General features: G+C 58.7%; 24 protein-coding genes. 11 read left to right on the top strand and 13 right to left on the bottom strand.

The window, feature by feature from the left end; genetic code table 11:
- Positions 1–132 precede the first annotated feature (132 nt).
- On the top strand, positions 133–897 hold the full coding sequence (locus JOE29_RS21610) for an SDR family oxidoreductase (protein ID WP_003317227.1): 765 nt from the start codon (positions 133–135) through the stop codon (positions 895–897).
- Positions 898–933: 36 nt separating this feature from the next.
- On the opposite strand, the gene JOE29_RS21605 is transcribed toward JOE29_RS21610, so the two are convergent.
- The 7 genes from JOE29_RS21605 to yghU form a co-directional block, all read right to left on the bottom strand.
- Positions 934–2,148, bottom strand: a complete 1,215-nt coding sequence (locus tag JOE29_RS21605; protein WP_057445838.1) for an AGE family epimerase/isomerase — start codon at positions 2,146–2,148, stop codon at positions 934–936.
- 72 nt (positions 2,149–2,220) lie between these two features.
- Positions 2,221–4,113, bottom strand: coding sequence for a 1-deoxy-D-xylulose-5-phosphate synthase (dxs, locus tag JOE29_RS21600; RefSeq protein ID WP_003422330.1), 1,893 nt, complete (start codon positions 4,111–4,113; stop codon positions 2,221–2,223).
- A gap of 161 nt (positions 4,114–4,274) precedes the next feature.
- Positions 4,275–5,162, bottom strand: a complete 888-nt coding sequence (locus JOE29_RS21595) for a (2E,6E)-farnesyl diphosphate synthase (RefSeq protein WP_004407877.1) — start codon at positions 5,160–5,162, stop codon at positions 4,275–4,277.
- The gene (locus tag JOE29_RS21590; protein WP_002551852.1) at positions 5,159–5,404 is read right to left on the bottom strand and encodes an exodeoxyribonuclease VII small subunit; all 246 of its coding nucleotides are present in this window, start codon (positions 5,402–5,404) and stop codon (positions 5,159–5,161) included. The genes JOE29_RS21595 and JOE29_RS21590 overlap by 4 nt, the downstream gene beginning before the upstream one ends.
- A gap of 101 nt (positions 5,405–5,505) precedes the next feature.
- Complete coding sequence (metC, locus tag JOE29_RS21585) at positions 5,506–6,672, bottom strand: cystathionine beta-lyase (RefSeq protein ID WP_003317232.1); 1,167 nt, start codon at positions 6,670–6,672, stop codon at positions 5,506–5,508.
- A gap of 79 nt (positions 6,673–6,751) precedes the next feature.
- Positions 6,752–7,768: a PDDEXK nuclease domain-containing protein gene (locus JOE29_RS21580; protein WP_003422326.1), complete on the bottom strand. Its 1,017-nt coding sequence runs from the start codon at positions 7,766–7,768 to the stop codon at positions 6,752–6,754.
- Positions 7,769–7,970: 202 nt separating this feature from the next.
- On the bottom strand, positions 7,971–8,813 hold the full coding sequence (yghU, locus tag JOE29_RS21575) for a glutathione-dependent disulfide-bond oxidoreductase (RefSeq protein ID WP_003317234.1): 843 nt from the start codon (positions 8,811–8,813) through the stop codon (positions 7,971–7,973).
- Between the two features lie 306 nt (positions 8,814–9,119).
- Here yghU and JOE29_RS21570 point away from each other — a divergent pair, with 306 nt between their 5' ends.
- The 10 genes from JOE29_RS21570 to JOE29_RS21525 all read left to right on the top strand — a co-directional run bounded on the left by JOE29_RS21570 (position 9,120) and on the right by JOE29_RS21525 (position 17,210).
- Positions 9,120–9,896 carry an ABC transporter permease gene (locus JOE29_RS21570; RefSeq protein WP_016567081.1) on the top strand — a complete coding sequence of 259 codons (777 nt, stop codon included), beginning with the start codon at positions 9,120–9,122 and terminating at the stop codon, positions 9,894–9,896.
- Complete coding sequence (locus JOE29_RS21565) at positions 9,893–10,597, top strand: ABC transporter ATP-binding protein (protein ID WP_003393498.1); 705 nt, start codon at positions 9,893–9,895, stop codon at positions 10,595–10,597. The genes JOE29_RS21570 and JOE29_RS21565 overlap by 4 nt, the downstream gene beginning before the upstream one ends.
- Before the next feature lie 66 nt (positions 10,598–10,663).
- Positions 10,664–11,425: a glycosyltransferase family 2 protein gene (locus tag JOE29_RS21560; protein WP_003393497.1), complete on the top strand. Its 762-nt coding sequence runs from the start codon at positions 10,664–10,666 to the stop codon at positions 11,423–11,425.
- Between the two features lies 1 nt (position 11,426).
- Positions 11,427–12,041, top strand: coding sequence for a hypothetical protein (locus JOE29_RS21555; protein ID WP_057407562.1), 615 nt, complete (start codon positions 11,427–11,429; stop codon positions 12,039–12,041).
- Positions 12,042–12,048: 7 nt separating this feature from the next.
- A complete protein-coding gene (locus JOE29_RS21550) occupies positions 12,049–12,687 on the top strand; it encodes an HAD family phosphatase (RefSeq protein WP_003422306.1) in 639 nt (212 codons plus the stop codon).
- A complete protein-coding gene (locus tag JOE29_RS21545; protein ID WP_003422304.1) occupies positions 12,684–13,415 on the top strand; it encodes a glycosyltransferase family 2 protein in 732 nt (243 codons plus the stop codon). Before JOE29_RS21550 ends, JOE29_RS21545 begins: the two co-directional genes overlap by 4 nt.
- Positions 13,412–13,732: a hypothetical protein gene (locus JOE29_RS21540; RefSeq protein WP_024665263.1), complete on the top strand. Its 321-nt coding sequence runs from the start codon at positions 13,412–13,414 to the stop codon at positions 13,730–13,732. The genes JOE29_RS21545 and JOE29_RS21540 overlap by 4 nt, the downstream gene beginning before the upstream one ends.
- 2 nt (positions 13,733–13,734) lie before the next feature.
- Positions 13,735–15,510 carry a hypothetical protein gene (locus tag JOE29_RS21535; protein WP_122233666.1) on the top strand — a complete coding sequence of 592 codons (1,776 nt, stop codon included), beginning with the start codon at positions 13,735–13,737 and terminating at the stop codon, positions 15,508–15,510.
- On the top strand, positions 15,507–16,112 hold the full coding sequence (locus JOE29_RS21530) for a hypothetical protein (RefSeq protein WP_003317243.1): 606 nt from the start codon (positions 15,507–15,509) through the stop codon (positions 16,110–16,112). The genes JOE29_RS21535 and JOE29_RS21530 overlap by 4 nt, the downstream gene beginning before the upstream one ends.
- Positions 16,113–16,166: 54 nt before the next feature.
- Positions 16,167–17,210, top strand: a complete 1,044-nt coding sequence (locus JOE29_RS21525) for a WavE lipopolysaccharide synthesis family protein (protein ID WP_210079848.1) — start codon at positions 16,167–16,169, stop codon at positions 17,208–17,210.
- A gap of 30 nt (positions 17,211–17,240) precedes the next feature.
- Here the strand turns inward: JOE29_RS21525 and JOE29_RS21520 are convergent, their stop codons facing one another.
- The 6 genes from JOE29_RS21520 to eutC all read right to left on the bottom strand — a co-directional run bounded on the left by JOE29_RS21520 (position 17,241) and on the right by eutC (position 22,171).
- On the bottom strand, positions 17,241–17,486 hold the full coding sequence (locus tag JOE29_RS21520; protein WP_096114272.1) for a helix-turn-helix transcriptional regulator: 246 nt from the start codon (positions 17,484–17,486) through the stop codon (positions 17,241–17,243).
- Between the two features lie 408 nt (positions 17,487–17,894).
- Positions 17,895–18,626: an XRE family transcriptional regulator gene (locus tag JOE29_RS21515; RefSeq protein ID WP_004409537.1), complete on the bottom strand. Its 732-nt coding sequence runs from the start codon at positions 18,624–18,626 to the stop codon at positions 17,895–17,897.
- 355 nt (positions 18,627–18,981) lie between these two features.
- Complete coding sequence (ppa, locus tag JOE29_RS21510; RefSeq protein ID WP_003317259.1) at positions 18,982–19,509, bottom strand: inorganic diphosphatase; 528 nt, start codon at positions 19,507–19,509, stop codon at positions 18,982–18,984.
- Positions 19,510–19,619: 110 nt separating this feature from the next.
- Positions 19,620–20,429 (bottom strand): M90 family metallopeptidase, encoded by an 810-nt coding sequence (locus JOE29_RS21505; protein WP_210079847.1) that lies wholly within the window; start codon positions 20,427–20,429, stop codon positions 19,620–19,622.
- 3 nt (positions 20,430–20,432) lie between these two features.
- The gene (locus JOE29_RS21500; protein WP_003366404.1) at positions 20,433–21,080 is read right to left on the bottom strand and encodes a DedA family protein; all 648 of its coding nucleotides are present in this window, start codon (positions 21,078–21,080) and stop codon (positions 20,433–20,435) included.
- 242 nt (positions 21,081–21,322) lie between these two features.
- A complete protein-coding gene (eutC, locus tag JOE29_RS21495) occupies positions 21,323–22,171 on the bottom strand; it encodes an ethanolamine ammonia-lyase subunit EutC (protein ID WP_210079846.1) in 849 nt (282 codons plus the stop codon).
- Positions 22,172–22,178 lie beyond the last annotated feature (7 nt).

Below are 22,178 nucleotides of genomic sequence, written 5' to 3'. Positions count from 1 at the left end.
CTTCGGGTTGGTTGTTTTTTGTACAAATACACTCGGTTGTTGCATCGATGTCCCGCTGACGGGCATTCTGCTGCCCTTGCCAGAAACTTATTAACAGGCAGCGCTGTTTTTGCGCCATGTCAGGAGAATGAAATGACTTCCACTGTATTCATCACGGGCGCCACTTCCGGTTTTGGCGAGGCGTGTGCCCGCCGTTTCGCCGAGGCAGGCTGGTCGCTGGTGCTGACCGGTCGACGCAAGGACCGTCTGGATGCCTTGAGCGCCGAGCTGTCGAAGCAGACCAAGGTGCATACGCTGGTGCTGGATGTGCGTGACCGCAAGGCGATGGAGAGCGGCATCGCAGGTTTGCCTGAAGAGTTCGGCAGCATTCGCGGGCTGATCAACAATGCCGGCCTGGCGCTGGGAATCGATCCTGCACCCAAGTGCGATCTGGATGACTGGGACACCATGATCGATACCAACGTCAAAGGTCTGGTCTACACCACGCGTCTGCTGCTGCCACGCCTGATCGCGCATGGTCGCGGCGCGAGCATCGTCAACCTGGGGTCGGTCGCCGGTAACTACCCGTATCCGGGGGGTAACGTCTACGGTGGCACCAAGGCCTTTGTCGGGCAGTTCTCGCTGAACCTGCGCAACGATCTGATCGGCACGGGCGTGCGAGTCACCAACCTTGAGCCGGGGCTGTGCGAGAGCGAGTTTTCGCTGGTGCGTTTCGGTGGCGATCAGGCCAAATACGATGCCACCTACGCAGGTGCCGAGCCGATTCAGCCTCAGGACATCGCCGACACCATCTTCTGGATCATGAACACGCCAGCCCACGTCAATATCAACAGCCTGGAACTGATGCCGGTCAGCCAGACCTGGGCCGGCTTTGCGATTGATCGCAACCGCGGTTGATTGACGTGCTGATCGGGTCGCGCAGTTTCGGCCCGATCAGTTGTCTGCCGGCGTTGGCGGCGGGAATGCGCTAACGAAGCGGTTTTCGACGAAATCCGCCAGGCCGATGTAGCAGGTGGCCAAGTGGTAGGGCGTGGTCGACGGCATGTCGCTGCGGCTGACCCTGCCATCGGGCTCGACGCACTCGTTCCAGCCCCTGGCATGCAGGAAGCGCTGCTCGAAGGCCGACAACTGCTGAGTCAAGGCCAGCTCGCAGTCCGGGCGCAGGGCCATGGCCCGCAGGTATTCCGCCTGGGCCCAAATACGCTGGGTGGCATCGCGCACCGTACCATCGAGCGCGAGCATCGCCGTCACAGCCCCGCTGTGTGGATCGACACCCTGCGCCTGGGCGTAGGCGAACGCGCGGGTCATGGATTCATGCAGCTCGCACCCGTGCAGTTCCGGCGACGATTGCAGCAGGAAGAACCATTCGAATTGATGACCTGGCTCGTACCAGTTATCCACAGCGCCCAGAGGCTTCTCCAGCATCACGCCGGTTGCCGTATCGACGAAACGGCGCTGCATGTGGATAACCAGCGCGTCCAGTGCCGCTTGCGTGGCAGGGTCGGCACGCACCGACAGGGTGGCCAGAAAGGCCTCTGCCAGATGCATCAAGGGGTTTTGCAGCGGGCCGGTGCCCAACACCGACCAGTCTTCATCGAGCTGCGCCTCGTACAGTCCGTCGTCGTCGGCAAAGCGTTCTGCCACAACGTTAAGCGCTGCGTTGAGCACCGACTCTGCCAGCGGGTCCTGCACTTTCGCCCAGTAATGCGCGCAGGCAAAAATAATGAAGGCGTGGGTGTAGAGGTCCTTGCGGCGATCCAGCGGCTTGCCCTGTGGATCGATGCTGTAGAACCAGCCGCCATGCTCGGCATCGTGGAAGTGCTGTTGCAGGGAACGGAACAACTCACCGGCCCGCGCCCGCGCATCTGGCACTTGTGCGTGATCGATGAGGCTGGAGAACAGAAACAGCTGACGCGCACAGGCCATGGCGCGATAGCGTTGCGGCGGCAACGGTTGATCGCCGGCGTCGAGTGCTTCGTAGGGCAATGCCAGTTGCGCGTTCCAGCCAGGACCCTGCCACAGCGGAACGACGACCTGCAGGAAGTGCTGCTGCAGGGTGGCGAACAGCGAGGTCAATTCAGGCGTGGAGGCGGAACGGGTCACATGAGGCATCGGCTGGCATCGCGGCAGTGTCGAAGTGCGCAGCATGTTATCAGGATTGCTGCACGAAGACGGGTGATGATCGTTCCTCACGCCAGGCGCGTGAGGAACCTCTGGCAGTCAGCCAATCAGGGCCAGTCGCTCGTTGATCGCGGCTTCGATCCCTTGGGCATCCAGGCCGCACTCGGTGAGCATCTGCGCAGGCTTGGCGTGCTCGACGTAGACATCCGGCAGGCCCAGGTGCAATACCGACTTGAGGATATTAGCGCGTGCCAGGAACTCGCTGACCGCAGCACCGGCACCGCCCATGACGGCGTTTTCTTCCAGTGTGACCAGCAACTCGTGATTGGCGGCAGCTTCGCTCACCAAGGCTTCGTCCAGTGGTTTGACGAAGCGCATGTCGATCACCGTTGCATCGAGCTTCTCGGCCACCACCAACGCCTCGGCCAGTTGCACGCCGAACGCCAGTATCGCAACGCCCTGGCCTTGACGCCGCACAACGCCCTTGCCGATCTCGACCGGTTCAAGATTGGCCTCGATCACCGCATTAGGGCCGGTGCCGCGTGGGTAGCGTACTGCCGCAGGGCCGGTATGCAGGTAACCGGTGCTGAGCAGCTTGCGCAGTTCGTTTTCATCGCTCGGCGTCATCACCAGCATGCCGGGGATGCAGCGCAGGTAGGAGAGGTCGAAGCTGCCTGCGTGAGTCGGGCCGTCTTCGCCTACCAGTCCGGCGCGGTCGATGGCGAACAGCACGTCGAGGTTCTGTACCGCGACGTCGTGGATCAACTGATCGTAGCCACGCTGCAGGAAGGTCGAATAGATCGCCACCACCGGCTTGCTGCCTTCGCAGGCCATACCGGCTGCCAGGGTCACTGCGTGTTGCTCGGCAATGGCCACGTCGAAGTAGCGCTCGGGGAAGCGTTCGCTGAACGCGACCAGATCCGAACCTTCCTTCATCGCAGGCGTGATGCCGACCAGCCGTGCGTCAGCGTCGGCCATGTCACAGATCCACTGGCCGAACACGCCGGAGTATTTCGGTGCGCTGATCTTTTTCTGCGCGGCAGGCGCATTCAGCGGCTCGAGCTTGGTGATGGCGTGATAGCCGATCGGATCGACTTCGGCCGGCTCGAAACCCTTGCCCTTTTTGGTCACCACATGCAGAAACTGCGGGCCCTTCAGGTCACGCATGTTGCGCAGGGTGGCGATCAGGGTCGGCAGGTCGTGGCCGTCGATAGGACCGATATAGTTCCAGCCCAGCTCTTCGAAGAGCGTGCCCGGGACCAGCATGCCTTTGGCGTACTCCTCGGTGCGCCGCGCGATTTCCCAGGCACCGGGAAGGCGCGAAAGCACCTTTTTGCTGCCTTCACGCATGCTGCTGTAGGTGCGGCTGGAAAGAATCTTGGCCAGGTAATTCGACAGCCCGCCGACATTGCGCGAGATCGACATGTCGTTGTCGTTGAGGATCACCAGCATGTCGGCGGCCACTTCCGGCGCGTGGTTCAGCGCTTCGAAGGCCATACCGGCAGTCAGCGCTCCGTCGCCGATCACGGCAATCGATTTGCGCTCGCTGCCCTGCAGGCGCGAGGCAATCGCCATGCCCAGCGCGGCGCTGATCGAGGTGCTGGAGTGCCCGACACCAAAGGTGTCGTACTCGCTTTCGCTGCGACGCGGAAAGGCCGCAACCCCGTCCTTCTGGCGCAGGGTGGACATGCGCGCGCGACGGCCGGTGAGGATCTTGTGCGGATAGGCTTGATGACCCACGTCCCACACCAGACGGTCGTCCGGGGTGTCGAAAACGTAATGCAGCGCGATGGTCAGCTCGATGACCCCGAGACCGGCACCAAAATGCCCTCCGGTCTGGCCAACGGAATACAGCAATTCCAGGCGCAGCTCATCGGCCAGGGTTTCCAGCTCGGCTTCGCCCAGACGGCGCAGGCCGTGCGGGGTATCGGCTCGGTCGAGCAACGGCGTGACCGGGCGCTCGCGGGGGATCTCTTTGAACGTCGTGGGCATCAGGCGAATCGTTATAAGTAAAAGAGGCGGCAGTTTACCTTATGCATCGTACGCTGCCCATGAAGTGAGTCGGCGGATGATCTGCCGACTGACATGTGTAATGACTGAGACCACGATGAAGCGTGGTTGATTCAGCGGATTTTCCGGTCCGGTGACAGTGATCAGTGGCGACGTTCGACGATGTAGCGTGCCAACTGGCGCAACGGCTCCGCCGCGGCATCGAACGGGCTCAGCGCCTGCAGCGCCTGATCACGCAGTTCCAGTGCGTAGTGTTTGGCCGCTTCCAGGCCCAGCAGCGCCGGGTAGGTCGGCTTGTCGCGGGCGATGTCGGCACCCTGGCGCTTGCCGAGGGTCGCGGTATCGCTTTCGACATCGAGAATGTCGTCCTGAACCTGAAAAGCCAGGCCGATTGCACGCGCGTAGACCTGCAGAGCATCGAGTCGCGGCTGATCGGCGTGACCGCTGGCCAGTGCGCCCAGCCGGACGCTGGCTTCGATCAATGCGCCGGTCTTGTGGCGATGCATGTATTCCAGCGCGGCCTGATCGAGCTTCAGCCCCACTGAACCCAGATCGATAGCCTGACCACCCACCATGCCTGCAGGTCCGGCCGCAGTCGCGAGGGCGGTAACCATCTGCAGACGCGTCTCGGCATCGCGTGACGTCAGGTGGGGGGCGAGCAGGGCCGTGAAGGCCAGGCTTTGCAGGCCGTCACCGGCGAGGATTGCGCAGGCTTCATCGAAGGCCTTGTGCGTGGTCGGCTGGCCGCGACGCAGGTCGTCGTCGTCCATTGCCGGCAAATCGTCATGTACCAGCGAGTAGGCATGAATCAGTTCAACGGCACAGGCGGCGCCGTTGGCATCCTCGGCTACACCGCCCAGTGCTTCGCAGGCGGCATACGCGAGCAGCGGGCGCACGCGCTTGCCGCCGTTCATCACGCTGTAGCGCATGGCTTGGTAGAGGCGTTCGAGCTCAGGGCCCGGAGCCTTGAACAGCCCGTCGAGTGCTGCGTTGACGCGAGTCTGGCTTTGCGCTTGATAGCTCGCGATCATTCGGGGAGTTCCGCATCGTCGAACGGCTCTTCGCTCAGCTCGCCATCGCGTTCCAGCAGCACCTGAACCTTCTGCTCGGCCTGGGTGAGGGCGCTCTGGCAGTCGCGGGTCAGGCGTACACCTTGCTCGAAGGCGGTCAGGGAGTCTTCCAGCGACAACTCGCCATTCTCCAACCGCTCTACCAGCGCTTGCAGATCAGCGAGTGACTGTTCGAAATCCAGTGCAGCTTTCTTGCGGGCCATGGGGCATTTCCGGTAGAGGTTAAACCGCGCGACACTAGCAGAGCGAGGGCGTCTGGGCAAATTGCGACGACGGAGCCGCGCTCTTCAAGCGCCTATCGGGTTCAACCTGCCGCGAATCCGTTGCGCAGGTCTGCGATCAGGTCTTCCGGGCTTTCCAGGCCGACCTGCAGCCGCAGCATCGGGCCAGCGCCGCGGTCAGGCCCGTGTTGTTCGACTTCCGTGATGAGGCTTTCAAACCCACCCCAGGAGTAGCCGACGCCGAACAGTTTCAACGCGCCGGTAAAGCGATCCAGCACCTGCCGGTCGGTGGTATTGAATTCGAAACTGAGCAAACCGTTGCAGCCGTGAAAATCGCGCTTCCAGATCGCGTGCCCCGGATCGTCCGGCAACGCAAGATAGAGCACGCGGGCAACCTGAGGCTGGGCCTGCAGCCATTGTGCGATCTGCAGCGCGTGACGCTCATGCATGGCCATGCGCGCCGCCAGACTGCGGGCGCCACGCAGCACCAGATAGGCATCATCGGGGCTGACGGTATTGCCCACGGCGGTGTTCATGGTTTTCAGGGCATGCCAGTGCGCTTCGGTGGTGCTGACGCTGCCCATCATGACGTCGGAGTGGCCGGCCACGTACTTGGTCAGGGCCATCAGCGAAATGTCCGCGCCCAGCTCCAGCGGCTTGAACAACACCCCCGAGCCCCAGGAGTTATCCACAGCCAGCAGCAGATTCCTTGCTTTGCACAGCTGTGACAGGGCAGGCAGGTCACACATGTCGAATGTCAGCGAGCCGGGCACCTCGGCATAGATCATCCGGGTGTTGGCCTTGATCAGCGATTCCACGTTACTGCCGTCGGCCGCGTAGAAATCGAACTGGATGTCGAAGGCCGTCAGCATGGTTTTCGCCAGCCGCCGAACAGGGCCATAGACCGATTCGGTCATCAGGACATGATCGCCGGGACGCAGAAACGATTGAAACATCTGCGCCACTGCGGCCAGCCCGGTCGGGTACAGGCAGGTGCCGTGTGCGCCTTCGAGCTCGGAGATCAGGTCTTGCAAGGCAAACGCAGTCGGGTTGCCGTTGGCACCGTAAGTCAGCGAGCGCTCAGGCCCCGCGGTGCGAATTTCCGCCTGCCGCAAGCTTTCCAGACTGTCGAACAGCACTGTACTGAGGCGTACGACGGGTGGGTTGACCGCAATCCCGGGCCCGCTGCTGGCACTGCGTCCGCTTTGCGACAGGGCGGTGTGGGCACGAGGGTCTTTGTCTTGCGGCATTGGAGGCTCCGGGTGGAAAAGGCTTGCAGGCTGCGGCGCTGGTACCCGCAAGCGTAATGCATCGTGCGCCTGGCAGGTATCACTGATCGTTCAACATAGCGCTCGCGTAGAACTCATGCAGTTTCGCTTGCAGTAACTGTCTGTCCGGCAGGCGGGTCTGGTACTCGGCAATCAACGCGGGTGAAAGCGAGCGGTTCAGAGCGTACTCGACGACTTCGTCGTTTTTGCTGGCGCAGAGTAAGACGCCAATGGCCGGGTTTTCATGGGGTTTGCGTTCGTTGCGGTCCAGCGCTTCCAGGTAGAAGTCCAGTTTGCCGAGGTATTCGGGCTCAAAGCGGCCGACCTTGAGCTCAATGGCAACGAGGCAATTGAGGCCTCGATGGAAAAACAGCAGATCCAGAGCAAAGTCCTGGCCGCCGACCTGCAACGCGTACTCGGAGCCGACAAAACAGAAATCGCGGCCTAGCTCGATCAGAAAGTCCCTCAGGCGTTTCAACAAGCCGCCATGCAGGTCCGCCTCGGCGTGCCCCGGTGGCAGCTCCAGAAACTCCACCATGTAGGCATCACGGAATATATCCAGTGCGGCCGGCCGGGTTTCCTTGAGCATCGCCGAGGCTTTGGCTGGCTGGGTGACAGTGCGCTCGAATAGAGCGTTCTTGAATTGGCGCTCAAGTTCGCGACTGGACCACTTTTCCCTGATTGCCATACGCAGATAAAACTCACGCTCTTCGGGGCGCTTGCTTTGACTGAAGATGATCAGGTGATGGGTCCAAGGCAATTGTGTCAGCACCGCTGACACTACCTCATCGTCGCGGTAGACCTCAAAGAATTGGCGCATGCGAAACAGATTACGACGTGTGAAACCACGCAGTCCTGGCTGGGTGGTGGCCAGATGCTCGGCAAGCTGGGTGACCACCGCGTCACCCCATTCAGCGTTTTCAAGCTTGCGACTGATGTAAGCGCCGACTTGCCAGTAAAGCTCGATCAATTGGGTGTTCACCGCTTGTGCGGCCTGCTGTCGAGCGCTCCGGATCATGGCGAGCACTTCATCAAAGCGATCATGTACAGGCGTATGCGGTGTGTTGGGAGTACTCATACTGAAAGTACTCCACTGCGTGGCAACCTGATGGCCGATTGCAAGCGAAAGTCTGGAAGAACAGTTGTTCGGCTCATAAAGGCGCGTCCTTGGGCGGTGGCTAAGGTCGGCTACTTTACGTGCAGATCAGGACGTTCTGTTCCAGAGTTTCCTGTGGGTTTGTAGCATCAGGTTTCTGTCCGCGAAGGACTTGACGTGTGCCTTATTTATCCAGATCGGACGCCTGATGCCGCTCCGGAACCTGATCGGCTTCTTCGCCCCAGGTGCGATTGACCTTCTGGCCTTTGATAACGGCAGGGCGTGCGGCGATTTCTTCTGTCCAGCGAATCAGGTTCGGGTATTCGTGTACCGAGAGGAATTCGGCAGCCGAATACACTTTGTTCTGCACCAGCGCGCCATACCATGGCCAGACCGCGATATCGGCAATCGTGTAGGTGTCGCCAGCCAGGTAGCGGTGCTCGCCCAGGCGACGGTTCAGCACATCGAGTTGGCGCTTTGCTTCCATCGCGAAGCGGTTGATGGGGTATTCGAGTTTTTCGGGCGCATAGGCGTAGAAATGCCCGAAACCACCACCCAGATACGGCGCAGCGCCCATCTGCCAGAACAGCCAGTTCAGCGTTTCGGTGCGGCCTGCCGGGTCGGCGGGCAGGAAGCTGGAAAACTTCTCTGCCAGGTACAGCAGGATAGAGCCGGACTCGAATACCCGAACAGGTGTTTCATGGCTTCGATCCAGCAATGCCGGGATCTTGGAATTGGGGTTGATCTCGACAAAGCCGCTGGAGAACTGATCGCCCTCGGAGATGCGGATCAGCCAGGCATCGTATTCCGCGCCGCTGTGCCCGAGCGCCAGCAGCTCTTCGAGCATGATCGTGACCTTCACGCCGTTGGGGGTGGCCAGCGAATAAAGCTGCAGCGGGTGCTTGCCGACCGGCAGCACCTTGTCGTGCGTGGGGCCGGCGACGGGCCGGTTGATGCTGGCGAACGTGCCGCCCGCTTTTGTTTCCTGCTGCCAGACCTTCGGCGGGGTGTAGGACGTTTGGGTCATGAGTAGCCTCGCTTGTTCAAGGGTGATCGCTGGAGCGGTCGTGTTGCAAAGGACCATTGACGTTATAGATCAACGCGCGTGCAGGGAAGTGCCTTGCGATCGTGAACGGGTGTGGCGAGGGGCTCATTTCGCTACCGCTGGGAGTTTGTGGAATATTCCTACAGCAACTAAGGCGGCGTCCTATAGCTGTGGCTGGGTAAAAGAAGAGAACATGTGTTCGCAGCATGAGGCCATAAGGTTAGCCATTTATGATCTTGGTTGTCAAAGTCGCTCTCTCTGATTTACCTATTAATAGCTGGATACCGTATGCCGTCTTTTTGCAGTCCGGGCGTTATGAAGTGGCGTGACCTGATCATCAATCTTGTTTCCAAGGAAATAAAAATCCGTTACATGGGCGCAACGTTGGGCTTTGTCTGGTCATTGGGCAATCCGCTGGTTGTAACACTCACGTATTACACGGTGTTCACCTATATTCTGCCCAGTAGTCAGGATCGCTTCGCGCTGCACCTGGTGACCGGTGTTGTCCACTGGATGCTTCTGGCACAAATTGTTTCGCAAAGCGGAGAGTGGCTGATCAATAACGGCAACCTCATTCGAAAGTTGCGTTTTCCCCGTTTGTTACTACCCGTGTCCGGTGCGCTGGCAATCGTTGTTTTCTGGGCCGGCTGCATGCTCGTCTATGCATCGCTATTTGCCATGCTCGGTGGCGTCTTTTCGCGTGCGCTGTTGTTTTATCCGATTGTGCTGATCGCATTCATGGCATTGATCATGGGCTTTGGTCTGGCGCTCAGTGTCATTCAGGTCACCGTACGGGATGCCAAGCACTTCATCGACGTGTTTCTACCCTTGCTGTTCTGGCTCACACCCATCGTATGGGTGACCTCATCGCTGCCCGACGGTATCGCCCGCATTGCGGCCTATAACCCGATAGGCCTGTACTTCAACACTTTCACCAGCATTCTGCATACCGGAGTCGTTCCGGAGACCCGTGATCTGCTGCTGTGCGTGTTCATGGGCGCTGCGTCGTTGCTTGTGGGCCTGTTGATGTTCAGGAAGGTGGACAACGTGGTGGAGTATCTATGAATCGCGTCGTCATCAAGGCAGAAAACCTCACCAAACAGTTTGTTCTGCGCCACAACAGGGGTGGTTTGAAGAAGAAGTTTCTGGGGCTGTTTGACGCTCAATATCGTGAGCGTGCCGAAACATTCACGGCAGTCAGCGATGTATCGTTCACCTTGCACAAAGGTGAGTCGCTTGCACTGGTGGGGCATAACGGTTCAGGTAAAAGTACCTTGTTGCAATTGGTCTCACGCATTCTTGTGCCCACCAGTGGGCGTCTGACCAGCGTGGGTCGGGTGGCACCGCTAATCGAAATAGGGGTGGGTTTTCACCCTGAACTGACCGGCGAGGAAAATATCTACCTCAATGCCAGCCTGTTTGGATTGAGTAACAAGGAAGTGCGTTCGCGTTTCAACGAGATTGTCGATTTTTCCGGGTTGGGAAACTTCATCGATACGCCGGTAAAGAACTATTCGTCAGGCATGTACATGAGGCTGGGTTTTTCAGTCGCCGTTCATGTAGAGCCTCAGACATTACTGGCTGACGAAGTTCTTGCGGTAGGGGACGAAGAGTTCAAGCGCAAATGCCACGAACGAATTCGCATGATGCAGGATGACGGGATGGCCTTGATTCTTGTTACCCACGCAGTAGAAGAAGGTAAAGAGTTTTGCCAGCGTTACTTGACGCTCGAGCGTGGCCGGATGACCGAGCACGGTTACTACTGATTCATTGTTTCGCGATGCCATGCTTCCAATCAACTTTGCCATCACCCCATTCATAAAGGTATTTCCATGTTGCAAATTATCGTTCCGATGGCTGGGGCCGGGAGTCGCTTTGCGGTTGCGGGCTACATCGATCCCAAACCGTTGATTCCTGTACATGGTGTACCGATGATCAAGGTCGTGATCGACAACCTGACGCCGGAGTGCCCGCACAGATTCATCTTTATCTGTCAGGCGGAACAGGTCGCCCGTTACGGGCTGAGGGAAAAACTGAATGCCTGGGCGCCCGGCTGCGAGATCGTCGAACTCGGTGGCCTGACCGGGGGCGCTGCGTGCTCGGTGTATGCAGCGAGGCACCTGCTCGACGACAGCCAGCAAGTGATGATTGCCAACAGCGACCAGTACGTCGATGTGGATATAAACGCCTATCTGCAGGCAATTAACGAGAGCGATGCAGAGGGCTTGATCATGACCATGAAAGCCAGCGATCCGAAATGGTCGTTCGTTGGCTTCAGTGCAGCAGGCCTGATCGACCGTGTGGTGGAAAAAGAGGTTATCTCTGACGAGGCCACTGTCGGCATCTATAACTTTCGCCGTGCAGGTCAACTGATATCGGCCATCGAGGCGATGGTCGCGAAAGATCTTCGCGTCAATGGCGAGTTCTATGTCGCACCGGTTTACAACGAGCTCATCGGGCAGGGCGCCAGGGTCATTCATTACAGCATTGGTGCAGAAGGTCATGGCATGTATGGCCTGGGCATCCCGGCAGACCTCAACCAGTTCCTGTCGTTGCCGCTGAGCAGGCAGGCAGCCTCGGGAAAAGAGGCCTGACATGCAGATCATCAGCCATCGCGGCTATTGGCTGCAAAGGCCAGAGCGCAATCTGCCCGAAGCTTTTCATCGATCATTCGACCTTGGCTTCGGCACCGAAACCGATGTCCGTGATGTGGCTGGCCAGCTGGTTATTTCCCACGACATGCCCGCAGGCGGCGAGCTGACGCTGGACGGCCTGCTCGACATCATGGCGGGCCGCAACCTGCCTCTGGCCATCAACGTCAAGGCGGATGGCCTGGCGCAGGCTCTCGCTGAAACCTTCGCGCGGTACGGCCATACCAACTGGTTCGCCTTCGATATGGCGGTTCCGGACATGCGCAGTTACCTCAACGCCAATCTCATCACTTACACCCGTCTCAGCGACGTTGAGCCTTCGCCTGCCTGGCTTGAACAGGCTGCAGGCGTCTGGCTTGACGGTTTTGAGGGTGAGTGGTTCTCCAGCCAGGTCATTGGCGATCTTCTTTCCCTGGGCAAGCGGATTTGTGTGGTGTCACCCGAATTGCACGGGCGTGGTCATGACGCCCTGTGGCAGCAATTGCTTGAGTTCAGGTCGCAGGACCGTTTGATGCTGTGCACTGATCTTCCCGCAGACGCAGCCACTTTCTTCACGTGAGGCAATCATGATCAAGGCAGTGATTTTCGATATGGACGGTGTCCTTATCGACGCCAAGGAATGGCATTACGACGCACTGAACAAAGCGCTCAGCCTGTTCGGTTACAACATCAGTCGCCACGAACACCTCACCGCCTACGACGGTCTGCCCACCTCGCGCAAACTCGACATGCTGAGTGTCGAACGCGACCTGCCGGTTGCGTTGCACGCCTTCATCAACGAGATGAAACAGCAGTACACCATGGAGATCGTTTACGCCCAGTGCAAACCGACCTTTGTGCATCAATACGCGTTGTCATCACTGAAAACGCTGGGTTACAAGCTGGCAGTGGCGTCCAACTCCATTCGCAACACCGTGGAGGTCATGATGAACAGGGCAGATCTCGACCGATACCTTGATCTGCGGCTCTCCAACGAAGACGTCAGGCATGCCAAGCCAGCGCCGGACATCTATACCAAGGCTATCAGCCAGCTGGGTCTTCGGCCTGAAGAATGCCTCATCGTCGAGGACAACGAGAATGGCATCAAGGCCGCCAGAGACTCTGGTGCTCATGTTCTGGTCGTGGCTGAAACATGCGACGTAAACCTCAATAACATTCTTGGCAAAGTCGAACAGATCAACTTCGAAAAGGCGGCAGTCCTGTGAGCGCGTTGAACATCATCCTTCTGACCGGCAGGCAGTCAGAGGCGCCGCACGATGAGGGCGAGTACCCGCACTACCTGTGCGAATACAACGGCAAGCCACTGATTCATAAACTGATAGATAACTGCGCAGTACTTCAGCCGCGCAGGATGATCTGCACATTCTCGAACCACGATATCGCCCGGCTGCACCTTCGCAACATGGTCCCGCAGATGCACCCGTCGGCCAGTGTTCTGCCGGTTCACAACATCACCCGGGGCGCGGCGTGCACGGCGCTTCTGGCGAGTGAAGAAATCGACAACGATGACGAACTGCTGATTCTCAGTGTCAGCGATTTTCTGGATATCGAGCTGCAGGATGTAGTGCGCGCGTTTCGGGAAAGTCATGAGGATGCCGGAGTGGTCATCTTCAATTCTCTGCACCCTCGTTATTCATTCGCGCGCCTGGATAGCGACTGCCGGGTCATCGAAGCTGCCGAAAAAAATCCGATCAGCTCAAACGCCATTGCCGGTGTGTACTGGTTCAAGTCCGGCTCGCTGTTCGTATCGGCGGCCAAAGAAATGATTCGCAAGGACGCCAGGGTCAACGACAACTTCTACATAGCCCCCGCTCTCAATGAGCTGGTGCTCTTGCAGAAGAGGATCGGCGCCTACCGGATCGAACCGAATCAGTACCGGCCACTGAAAACCGACAGTCAGCTCCACGCTTTCGAAGCAGGAGAAATGCGATGAAAACGGCCAGACTGGAAGACATGGTCAAAGGCTGGTTCGTGGGCGGATTCGAACCTGCAGTTTTCAGTACCGAGTCCTGTGAGGTCGGGGTCAAGACCTACAAGGCAGGTGAAAAGGAAGCGGCTCATTACCACAAGGTCGCCACCGAGATAACCGTGCTCATCGCCGGGTCAATCAACATGCGCGATCAGGTCTGGCATGCCGGTGACATCATCGTTCTGGAGCCGGGCGACATCACGGCGTTTGAAGCGCTCACCGATGCGACCACCGTTGTCGTGAAGGTGCCGGGTGCGCTTGCTGACAAGTACGTCGTCTGACCATGAAAACGACCCATCTGCAGCATCACCCAAGCCTCGGTTACATAGCGGCTGGCAGTTTGCGCAGCCTCCCGGTGGGGCTACTGCTGCCCCATGACTGTTCCAGCTTGATCTCATTTCGCGCGCATCCCTTTCGCAAGCCTGAAAGGGTGATCAGGAAACTACATGCCGCGCAGCGTCCGCTGCGTATGTATGGCGCGGGTAGCTATTGTTTTTATGGTGTCCAGAGTGATTCACCGCTGGCTCCGCTGTTGCTTTGGGATGGTGCGCACTTTCTGAATGTTGGCGAAAAAATCACGGTCATCGAAGACTCGCCTATCGAGTGTTATCTGGATCGTGATTACTTCGCCGGCTCGCTCAAGGTCATTGCGCGTTCGGCCAACTCGGTCACTTACAAGAAAGTATCCAGGCTGACTGCGGAATCGAACGACGATCTCGACAGCTGGACCTTTGGCATTCCTGTCGGTCCAGGCGACGCCACCGTTCTCAATGCCGTCGTGAAGCGCATTCTGGAAATTGACATCCCGCACAAGGAGATACTGCTGTGCGGCACGCCGGGAAGTAACTTCGCCTATTTCGACAAGGTCCGCATCGTGGGGGAGGACATCACGGCCCCGCCCGTGCAGATATGCAAGAAGAAAAACCGTCTCGCGCTGGAGGCCAGACACAGCAATCTGGTGATCCTGCATGACCGCGTCTTTTTGCCAAAACACTTCGGGGAAGTTGTCCGCCGCTTTGGTCCGCGCTATCCGTTGATGACCTTGCAAAGCATGTTCTTCGATAACCGAATCAGCATGCATCCGCGGCGTTACTCGGATTACGGCATGGCTATGGACGAGGTCGCGCAGGGGCTGCTGGGGCTGCACCGCACCAGCGGTAATGCCCAGTCCATTGCGCCTTCAATATTCCCGGACGTCGACCGGACCGGGTTCTGTTTCGCCAGCCCGATGCGCTACAACAACGATGCAAGTTACCCGACAGGCAGTCTCTACATTTGTCGCAAGGACGTATGGAATGCCTGCCCGCTGGACGAGTCCCTGCACTGGGTGGAATACGAAGACATTGAGCATGCATTGCGAGCGTCTCGCGCGGGTATTCCGAACCGGATCAACCCTTTCGGCATCACTCAGTCAGTGACCTCCCGGGCGCTGCTGGGTGGCAATGCTCCGGTCGAATCCGTTGACGGATGTCTCGGCGTATCGGGGCCTTGTTATGTGTCCCTGCTGGAAAAGAAACCTCTTTTGAACCTGTCTGCCGAGACCGCGCTGGCCAGATTGCGGCAATTTGCTGACAAATACCTGGCCAACCCGTCGGCGGTCGTCATTCCAACCGGTCTTGATCACGTCTCTGTTCGAGCCTGGATCGAACTGATCGATAACGTAGTTCAGCAGTCCACCTTCAAAAACGACAGTGAGACGGTCAGAGAGTTTATCGGCGACTTCGAGAGGCTCGTCTTGCTCGACCAGCTACCGAGTACGCGTCAGGAGTTTCTGGTCAATCGCTTCCTCACAGACCCTGCGCTGGCCAAACAGACACTGATCACGCAGAGCTGCGAAGTGCGCAATATGTTGCGTCAACGCGGCACGCAGACCTGGTTTGCTCGTCAGCAGGATGATTACTTTCACCACAACCTTCTGTCACTCCCTGGCATTTTGATTTCGGCCGTTCGTGCTTATCGAAATAACGGGAAAAGTTTCTATTTTGAAAGCCTGTGGGCTGCTGTGAAAGCCATCTACAACTCGACGCCCTTCATGTCCTACAGCAAGGGGGCGAAGTGAAGGTATTCGTCGTTTCTCAGTTGAGCTCCAGTACCGCCAGCCATCAACTGATCTGTCAGCTGGCGCGCATCCAGCACGAGCACAGGAAGACTGTTCCCGTCCTTGTGATTGATGACCGCTACAACCTCTCCGAACTACCCGTCAGCGATTCATCGACCGAACACGCTTTGTTCTGCCTGGATGATTTTCTTCACGACAATGGTGTAAGCGGCATTGTGGCGAACAGAATTGCCCAGCACATGGATAAAGTCGAAAGCGACTGGGTGCTGATTGATTTTGGCCAGCATGACTCGGCTACCTGCATGGACTTCATCCAGAAAATTGCTCGTTACAACTATCTGAGCGCCAGGCTGCGAAAGCGAAATCTCGTGATCATGGTGCCCGCCATGCACCTGGGCATTTATTCGCGAACCCTCAATGCCTCGTTCAACAATTTACCGGCAAGCACAACAGCCTCAGTCCGTTCCGTTCAGATTGGCAGGCTGCTCATGGTCACCCGTCTTGAGAGAGTGCTGATGAGTATTCCAAGGCTGGCCGGCGTCTTGCGCCGAATGAGGCGTGTTGCTCTGCGCGTCTTTCGGCGTGTTCCAAGATCCCATTGACCGATCTGCCGTTAGCCGTCGGTAGCAGGCGCTTCTTATTACAAGGTTAAACACATGCCTCATCTTGTGGCCGTTGATTCCAGAAAAATCAGCGTGGTTATTCAGGGCCCTCTGTATCGCAACCTGAGTTCCAAACGAAATATCTTCGCCTGCATCGCATCGATCCGTACGCACCTGCCACAGGCCGAAATCATCGTTTCGACCTGGCGTCATGAAGATACTTCCGATGTGAAGGCGGACCAGATCGTCATGTCGGATGATCCGGGTGCCTTCGTCGATGACGCCGGAAATCAGATCAACATCAATCGCATGCTGCTATCGACGTTATGCGGTATTCAGAGCGCTTCAAGACCCTATGTCATGAAAATGCGCGCCGACCACAACCTGACCAGCGCGGCACTGGCTGTCATAGGCCAGTCTGATGATACCGAGCCGGGCGAGACACAGCTGTTCGACACGCCCATCACCACCACGACGCTTTATATTCGCGACCCTGAACGGTTGCCGATGTTGTTCCACATATCGGATCTCGTTCAATTCGGCACGCGCGACGCGATGCTCGCCATGTGGGAGCAACCCCTGTTCGAAAGGGACGCGCTTTTCAACGCCAGGCCGTCTCGCAACCCGTTTGGCAACTTCATTGGCTACACGTCCGCGCGCATGGTGAGCGAGCAGGCACTCATGCTGGGTGTCATGCGCAGGAAGGGCATTGAGGCCCGGCTCGCGCGACCCTGCGAGGTAGGGCTGAGCAACCTGAAGTTATGGGACAACATCTTGAGGCGCAACTTCAGAGTCCTCAACCACTGCGAGGCTGGCGTCGACTTCCCGGAACGCTTTCTGACCAGCCGCCGCGTACTGACGACGCTCTACAAGGCCTCTGCGATAGAGCAATTGCAGAGGCTCGACCCGCAGGGCTACAGGCTGAGGATCGCCCGCATCTGGCTCAATCAATACCTGCTGACCTGCCTGCGCCCCGGCTGGTGGGTGTCCTTTGCGACCATTGTACTGTTCAGCACCTCACCGACCCTTGCCAAGCGCATCCGCTCGTACTGGCGCACGCTGAGGAAGGTCGCGCATGCGGAGTCTTATCGGGTTTGAGGGCTGGGCGTGTGTAGGTATCGAAATACGTCACGCGTTACGCAAGCGTTCATCCAGCTTGCTGAGCAACGCATATGGATCAGTCCCGATCCCCCGACAGACATCCATGAACTCGATGACATCGAGCCTGCGCTCGGCATTCTCTGTCTTCGAGATAAACGACTGCGGTCGCCCTAGCCTGACGGCTAATTCTTTTTGCGTCATACCGGCTGCATTGCGCGCCTCCAGCAAAAGATCAAGCAACGCCTGGTAGCGAGCGTTATGGATGGTTTTCACTTGGCAAACCCTCTAATAGTCCGGTTACCTGAATAAACCTGACTTGGGATTATCCTAAAGTGGGTTTTCGACCGGGATAGCCAGCAAAGTGCTGCCAGCGGCTGATTTGGCTGGAAGCTTCTCAAGCAGATGATATCCACTGATCGGCCGCGGGAAGAAAGCTGGAGACATTAAAAAGCCGGCTTGTGGCCGGCTTCTCGTAGGCGGTTCTGATCTATTTTTGATAGACCGCAATCGCCTTCAACAGATGCGCCTCTTGAAGAAGCGCGAATAGGCAACAGGGCAAACGGATCACATGCCCCGTTCAAGCACCGCATCGCATGACTGCGTCAGGTGCTCTGGATGGCGAACAGGATACTGAACTTCGCCTTCCATGCCCAGCCCGAATGCCTTTCAGCCGCAAACACCTCATAACAGCAGCATGGCATTGCGTCGGCTGTTCAGGGTCGACCACCAGAATATCCAGCCCAGAATCCGTATTTTTTCCCGGTCGATGTCTTCGGCGCTGAACAGTTCGTCCGGGTATTCGGCGTCGTTGTGGCTGCGCAGGCGCAGGCCGCCGTTGGGGAGGCGGTAGAGGTAGCGGACGCGCAGGATGCCGCCGTGTTCGAGGGCGTAGATTTCGCCGTCGATGACCTGGGTCAGCTCGCGGTCGACGCCGAGGATCGAGCCGTCCTGGATCTTGTCGGCCATGCTGTTGCCGACCATGGCGACGCACATGCAGTTTTTCGGGTCGATGCCCATGTTCTGCAGGACTTGCAGGGGCAGGCGGATTTTCTGTCCGGGGGCTTCGGCGAGGACGGTCTTACCGACGCCGTGGGTGGATTCCGCTTCCATGAAGATCTGGATTTCCACGTCGCCGCGCGACACGTTTCTGGCCTGATGAATGATGACGCGGGTGTCGCCGCCAGTGTTTTCATTGGCGCATTCGTTAGGGTGTTTGGGGCCTTCGCCGGTGCGCAGCCAGCGGGCGTTGACGGTCAACAGTTCAGCCACCTCGTCAATCCGCGCCATGGGCACGCCGCGCTTGAACCAGTTATTGACGTGTTGCGGCGTGATTTTGCGGTTGGCGGCAAAATCAGTCGCTGTGAGATGGCACTCCCGAAGGAGGATGCGGAGTCGATCACCTGATGTATTCATAGTGGCGAAGTCTACGGGCGTCGCCGGGGCGTTTAAATGAACGAGGTGTTGACGTCGACGTTATCCCAGGGTGGGCGTGGCTATCCGGACTACGGATGGAATGAATGTCGTGTAGGTGGATTCCGTAATAGCGCTTTTGGCGCTAAACGAGGTATTGCGCGTTTACCCCCGCTATACGGGCATTAACGAACTGTTCATTGAATGTCTAAAAGCCGGGCGTATTTTTAAACGTGCGTGCTGCAAAAAAGATGGATTGGGTTTCAGCGAGCGAGGTATGCGGGGAGGTGCAGCGAGGAGGGGCGGGAAGCGTGTTTCAGGGCACGGGTGTGGCGTGCCCTGAAACGCCAATCGATGATCAGCCTTTGTAAGCTGCAACCGATTTGGTGATCTCGGCACGGGCAGCGTCAGCATTGCCCCAACCTTCGATCTTCACCCATTTGCCTTTTTCGAGATCCTTGTAGTTCTCGAAGAAGTGCTTGATCTGCTCGAGCAGCAGCGGCGGCAGGTCGGTGTACTCTTTCACGTCGACGTACAACTGGGACAGCTTGTCGTGTGGCACTGCGATAACTTTGGCATCGCCGCCGCCGTCGTCAGTCATGTGCAGGATGCCGACCGGGCGTGCGCGGATAACCGAACCTGGGGTAACCGGGTATGGGGTTACCACCAGCACGTCCAGCGGGTCGCCGTCGTCAGCCAGGGTGTTGGGGATGAAACCGTAGTTGGCCGGGTAGAACATTGGGGTGGCCATGAAACGGTCAACGAACAGGCAATCGGAATCTTTGTCGATTTCGTATTTGATCGGCGCGTGGTTGGCCGGGATTTCGATGGCGACGTAGATGTCGTTCGGCAGGTCTTTACCAGCCGGAATCTTGCTGTAGCTCATTGGGCATTGCCCCCCTGGTTGAACAGACAGATTGTGGCGGGAACCGCCATAAAGTGGTCCGGATTATAGGCATATTCTGTTTTGGTTGCCACGCATGGCCTTGGAGGCCGTCAGCTGTCCCGGTAAGCCGGGGCCTGTTGACGCAGCAGGTCGAGCCGCGCCAGGGTGTCCTGACGGTAGAACGCTTTCAGTTGTTCGTAGACGGCCGGGTAACTGCCGTGCAGCAGGTCGGGCGCGCTGAAGAAGTATTCGCTGGTCACGGCGAAGAACTCGGCGGGGTCTTCGGCGGCATAGGGATCGATGGCGGGTTCGGCGTCGGGGTTATGGTCCAGTTGTCGGTTGAGATCATCGAACGCGTTTTGCATGACGCGAGCCCATTCGGTCACCTGCATGTCACTGTGCAGCGGCGGCAGGCCATTGGCGTCGCCGTTGAGCATGTCGAGCTTGTGCGCCAGTTCATGAATCACCAGGTTGTAGCCATCCCAGTCGCCGCTGCTCAATACGCCGGGCCAGGCCAGAATCACCGGGCCCTGCAGCCAGGCTTCGCCGCTGTGCTCGCCATCCCACTCGTGTTCGACGCCGCTGGCATCGCGATGGCGCTGCGGGCTGACGAAGTCGTCGGGGTACAACACGATTTCATGAAAGCCCTGATACCAGTTCAGTTCGCCGAGGTTCAGCAGCGGCAGCTGCGCCTGGGCGGCGAGAAACAGCCGCTGCTCGTCATCCAGATCAACGCCCGGCAGCGCGCTGAGGTGTTTGTCATGCAGAAACAACACGCAGGCGTCACGCAGTTGCGCGTGTTGCACGCTGCTCAGGCCATCGAGGATCGGCAGACGTGCGCAGACGTTCTGCCATAGTTCTTCAGCAACCGGGTGTCGGGCCAGCGTGCGCTGCCTGCGCCAGTTGCTGAATGACCACATGATTCAGCGCGCGTCGACCGGACGCGCGGTGCGGCTGCGCACCACGCCGATGACCATAGGCACCAGTGACAGCAGGATGATTGCCAGTACCAGAAAGGTCAGGTTGTGCTTGATGAATGGCACGTTGCCGAAGAAGAAGCCCAGTGTCACCAGGCTGCCGACCCACAGCACCGAGCCCAGCACGCTGAAGCCCACGAAGCGCGGATAGGACATCCTGCCGACGCCCGCGACGAAGGGCGCAAAGGTACGGATGATCGGCAGGAAGCGCGCGAGCGTGACGGTCTTGCCGCCGTGGCGTGCGTAGAAATCCTGGGTACGCAGCAGGTAATCGCGGCGGAAGATTCGCGATGACGAGTTGCTGAACAGTTTTTCGCCGACCGTGCGGCCAATCACGTAATTGGTGCTGTCGCCCAGAATCGCTGCGAGCATCAACAACCCGGCCAGCAGGACCGGGTCCATGCCGCCACCGGCAGCCACGGCGCCGGCGATGAACAGCAGCGAGTCACCCGGCAGGAAGGGCATGATCACCAGTCCGGTCTCGCAGAAAATCACCAGAAACAGGATCGCGTAGACCCATGTGCCGTAGTTGGTCACCAACAGGTCAAGGTAAACGTCGAGATGCAGAATAAGGTCGAGCGGGTTGAATTCCATTAAGGCACCTGAGGCGAGAACCCTGTCCGGGGTCGCATGCGGAAGAAACGACTGCGCGGCATTATAGAAGCAGAATGCGCAGAAGGGGCTTCGGAATAAGCGGCGGGGTTGAATGGGGTGTGAGCGGTATAGCCTTGAGGAGGGAAGAGCAGTCCGCAGTGTTCATCCGGGCTTATGCCGCAAGCCGGGATGATGACGCGAATCTGCCCGGCGGCTGTGAACGACATAAGCCAGTGTGGAGCCTATTGTGGCGCGGCAGGGCCGTCGAGCAGGAAGTTGCCGATGGGTTTGCCTGAGTGATCATCAGTGCCGTCTGATTCAAGAGTCTGCAGTTCCGCCTCGTCTTTCAGGTTGACCCCGGAAATCTGCCGCCTGCAGGCCTCGCGCATCAGGTACAGCAGCCGATGAGCGGCCATGCCGTAGCTCAAGCCTTCCAGGCGCACATTGGAAATACAGTTGCGGTGCGCATCGTTCAGCCCGACCTTTGGCGCGTAAGTGAAGTACAGGCCCAGGCTGTCCGGGGAGCTGAGACCGGGGCGTTCGCCGATCAGAATGACCACCATCTTCGCACCGAGCAATTCGCCGACCTCATCGGCCACGGCGACGCGGCCCTGTTCGACCATGATCACTGGCGACAGCGACCAGCCCTCGGCGCTGGCCTGTTCTTCCAGGCGAATGAGGAAAGGCACCGCATGTCGATGCACCGCCAGGGCGGACAGGCCGTCGGCGACCACTACCGCCAGATCGAGACCGCCCGGATGAGCCGCGGCGTAGTCGCGCAACGTCTGCGCTGATTCATCATTAAGGCGACGGCCCAGGTCCGGGCGCTGCAGGTAGCTGTTCCGGTCGGCGGCGGCGCTGTGCAGCAGCAGGGTTTCACGACCCTTTTCCGTCAGTTGTGCGCTGATCGCGGCATGGTCGAAGGCCAGATGCACCGCGTCGCGTGCCTGCGCATGGGCGGCTTGAAAGTCCAACTGCGCAGAGGTCGGCAGGCTGGTCCCGGTACGCCCCAGCGCAATGCGCGCAGGGGTCAGGCGGCGCAGCTCCAGCCATGGATTGGCGGGGGCGGCGCTGTCTTGTAGTTCGTTCATCGGCTCG

This window comes from Pseudomonas sp. PvP009 (assembly GCF_017832995.1).
Classification (GTDB): domain Bacteria; phylum Pseudomonadota; class Gammaproteobacteria; order Pseudomonadales; family Pseudomonadaceae; genus Aquipseudomonas; species Aquipseudomonas syringae.
The sequence above is the reverse complement of the archived record's forward strand: the minus strand, read 5'-3'. Positions and strand labels throughout refer to the sequence as shown.